The following is a 1039-nucleotide window of genomic DNA, read 5'->3' as shown; positions in this document are numbered from 1 at the left end:
GAGACATCCCGAAGGCGTGACCACCAGCGACGGCCTTGTCGCCACGAACGCGCATGCCATCCCGGTCCGGCGCTACCGCATGGCGGACAAGCCGGCAGCGGCGATCGTCGTCTACTATCACGGCGGCGGTTTCGTGCTCGGCGACCTCGACAGCCATGACGATATCTGCGCCGAAATCTGCGCCGGCACCGGCTTCGAGGTGGTCTCGGCCGACTATCGCCTTGCGCCGGAGAACCTGCATCCCGCTTCCTTCGACGATGCGCTGGCCGTGTTCGAATGGGTCGCGGCGACGAGCGCGCTGCCGATCGTGCTGTGCGGCGAAAGCGCCGGCGGCAATCTCGCCGCGGCGGTGGCGCACGTGACGCGCCACCATCCGAGGCATGCCATCGGCCAGATGCTGATCTATCCCGGTCTTGGCGGCGACGAGACCCGCCGCTCTTATGTCCAGCACGCCGAGGCGCCGTTGCTCTCGGTCGCCGACATCGATTTCTACCGCCGCATCCGCTCGGCGCCCGGGCAGTCGCTCGACGACTCGACCTTCTCGCCGCTCAGGGACCGCGATTTCTCCGGCCTGCCGCCGACTGTCATCGTCACCGCCGAGTGCGATCCGCTGTCGTCGGACGGCGAGGCCTATCGCGACAGGATTCTGGCCGCCGGCGGTGATGCCATGTGGCGCGAGGAGCCGCGGCTGGTGCACAGTTTTCTGCGAGCGAGGCGGACGGTGCCGCGCGCGGCTGAGGCGTTTGCGAGGATTATTGCGAATATTGGGGCGCTTGGCGCCGGACGATGAGGCTGCGATCTCCCTCCTTGAGGGGGAGATGGCCGGCAGGCCAGAGGGGGTCGTCCCGCATAAATTGCCAACGTTCTCTCTCATAGCGAAAGGGGTCGGCGCTTCACGCGCGGCGACCCCCTCTGTCGCCTTCGGCGACATCTCCCCCTCAAGGGGGGAGATACCTGCGGAACAGCGCACAAGAACTGCGGAAAACCAAACAGTTCGCTGCGGAAAGCAGACCTATCATCGCTGGGCAGGCAACGGCTC

1 protein-coding gene is annotated in these 1039 nt (G+C 66.7%); it reads left to right on the top strand.

The features are described 5' to 3' along the window. On the top strand, positions 1–790 hold a 790-nt coding region (locus EOA29_RS37620; protein ID WP_145970094.1), incomplete at its 5' end, for an alpha/beta hydrolase. Positions 791–1039: the final 249 nt, after the last annotated feature.

The organism is Mesorhizobium sp. M1E.F.Ca.ET.063.01.1.1 (assembly GCF_003998155.1).
Lineage (GTDB): Bacteria > Pseudomonadota > Alphaproteobacteria > Rhizobiales > Rhizobiaceae > Mesorhizobium.
The sequence above is the reverse complement of the archived record's forward strand: the minus strand, read 5'-3'. Positions and strand labels throughout refer to the sequence as shown.